The 2,022-nt window shown below is 55.6% G+C and carries 4 protein-coding genes; 3 read left to right on the top strand and 1 reads right to left on the bottom strand.

The window, feature by feature from the left end; translation table 11 throughout:
• Nucleotides 1-65: 65 nt before the first annotated feature.
• Complete coding sequence (locus AC07OO_RS25460; RefSeq protein ID WP_495084976.1) at nt 66-350, bottom strand: transcriptional regulator; 285 nt, start codon at nt 348-350, stop codon at nt 66-68.
• Between the two features lie 74 nt (nt 351-424).
• Between AC07OO_RS25460 and AC07OO_RS25455 the strand changes: the two genes are divergently transcribed.
• The 3 genes from AC07OO_RS25455 to AC07OO_RS25445 all read left to right on the top strand — a co-directional run bounded on the left by AC07OO_RS25455 (nt 425) and on the right by AC07OO_RS25445 (nt 1,992).
• Nucleotides 425-886: a helix-turn-helix domain-containing protein gene (locus AC07OO_RS25455; RefSeq protein ID WP_495084975.1), complete on the top strand. Its 462-nt coding sequence runs from the start codon at nt 425-427 to the stop codon at nt 884-886.
• 124 nt (nt 887-1,010) lie between these two features.
• Complete coding sequence (locus AC07OO_RS25450) at nt 1,011-1,442, top strand: superinfection immunity protein (protein WP_495084974.1); 432 nt, start codon at nt 1,011-1,013, stop codon at nt 1,440-1,442.
• Nucleotides 1,443-1,545: 103 nt separating this feature from the next.
• The gene (locus AC07OO_RS25445) at nt 1,546-1,992 is read left to right on the top strand and encodes an Lcl C-terminal domain-containing protein (RefSeq protein WP_495084973.1); all 447 of its coding nucleotides are present in this window, start codon (nt 1,546-1,548) and stop codon (nt 1,990-1,992) included.
• Nucleotides 1,993-2,022 lie beyond the last annotated feature (30 nt).

Genomic DNA, 2,022 nt, shown 5'->3' with positions numbered 1-2,022 from the left:
GCGACTGCGCTGGAATACTTGCACCGCTCGCTATCGGAGTTTGGGCAGGTTCAGAGGGACGGCGGTTAGGCATTTACTACCCCTTGCGCCAAGGGGTGGGCTGGGGGGGCCAACTCGGGCCAAATTCGTTTCCAATCGTTGGGCCTCAATACCTGTCGAGGCACCATTCGCAAGGTGACAGACTCAATCTGTGGACAGTGCTCAATCGGAACTCCTCGGACTTTCCAGTTGCCGATCGCCGCAACCGAGACATCCAGCCGTTTTGCCAGAGCACCACGACCACCCACCAGGCGAGCCGCGGTATCAAGCGGGTGTTCGCCATCGACCAGAGGAAGCTGAAGGTTCTGCATTTGCGCAGTCTAACACGTTATGTGTTATTTAATCAACACCACGTGTTTACACATATTGTGTTCAATCGTGCGCTATGAAGACATTGGGCGAACGAATAAAACAGGCGCGCGAGAAAAAGGGCTGGAGTGGTGAATACCTTGCAAAGAAGGTGGGCTACAAGACACAGTCTGGTATCAGCAATCTGGAAAGCCGCGCTACGGGGACCGGCGGTAACAAGATTGGCCTGATCGCGCAAGTGCTGAATGTGCCGCTGGATTGGCTGATGTATGGACCCGACTCAGAGAACGTCCCCTTCTTGCCGCCCAGGGTTCCCTACCAAACCGACATCCCGTACACGACTACGGCAGGCGAGACCGAGTCAAACTTGACTCCGTTTACAGAGCGTCGCCAGATCGATGAATGGACTCTCGCCGCGATAGCCATCATGAACAAGCTGAATGAGCATCAAAAGGCCGCAATGGTCGCAAAAATGCGCGAGTATTCGCAGTTTTTGGGCCCCCCCCGCGACGGCCAAGCTCTACAAGTGGCCGGTTAGAAAAATAGAGCCGCTGGGAAAAAAAAACTCACACCCGGCGCAACAACAACTGGACTTCGTTGGAAACGATCACGGTAGCATCCGCTAGCGTGTTGGTAGGCTTTCACTTTTTAGGAGTCGTAGTATGGTTTTTGTGAGGATCGCACTGTTGGGCTTTTGGTTTGCCTACGCCTATTCAATGGGGCAAGAAGCCGTGTATGGGCTCAACGCTTTTGGAAAATTGGTTGCAGGTTCTTTTTTCCTCGTTGCACCACTGCTCTACTTTCTTCCCGCCTACGAAGCTTGGTCGCGGAAGCATCACAATTTCACATCCATACTGCTGGTGAATCTATTGCTGGGCTGGACCCTGATCGGGTGGGTTGGCTCGCTAATTTGGGCTTGCAGCAAGAGCAAAGAGCTACCGCAGCACCCGGCTCCTATAGCAGCTGATCAAGCGGTTGCCCCACCAACAATTTCAATGAAGAAGTGTCCTTTCTGTGCGGAAGAAATAAGAGTTGAAGCAATAAAGTGCAAGCACTGCGGCTCTGATCTAACGATCAGTAGCGCACCCAGCTGAATATGCACTAACACAGATAAACACAATTTGTGTTGACACACTAAACACGTTTCGTGTTTAATTCACTCCACCCCGCCATCCCGGCGGGTTCAAGGAGTGAATCTTGCAAACATCCACCGCCCCCACCACAGAGGCCAAGACCCCTGTAGCCCTGGCTGCCGCCGGCGCCACCCCCTTCCTCTCCCTCCCCGCCATCGCTGAAGGCGAACGCTATGCCGGCATAGAGCTGGACGCTGACGGCAACCCCGTGGCCCACATCGTCTTGCTGGCCGCGCGCCCTGCAAGCCGCCTGGCCTGGCAAGAAGCCATGGACTGGGCCGCCAGCGTAGGCGGCACCTTGCCCACCCGCCAGCAGCAGTCCCTGCTATTCGCCAACTGCAAGCCCCACCTTGAGCCCACTTGGCACTGGTCGTGCGAAACGCACGAAGACGACGCTTCCTTCGCCTGGTATTGCTACTTCGTCAACGGCACCCAGAGCGGCTTCCTCAAGTGGTACGAAGGCTCGGTTGTTGCCGTCCGCAGATTGCCGATCAATCCTTCGGTCCTTTAAGCGGGTAGGCGCACACCATGGCCACCGCTG

Source organism: Rhodoferax sp. GW821-FHT07G04 (genome assembly GCF_059418585.1).
This window is presented reverse-complemented; position numbering and strand designations above follow the sequence as displayed.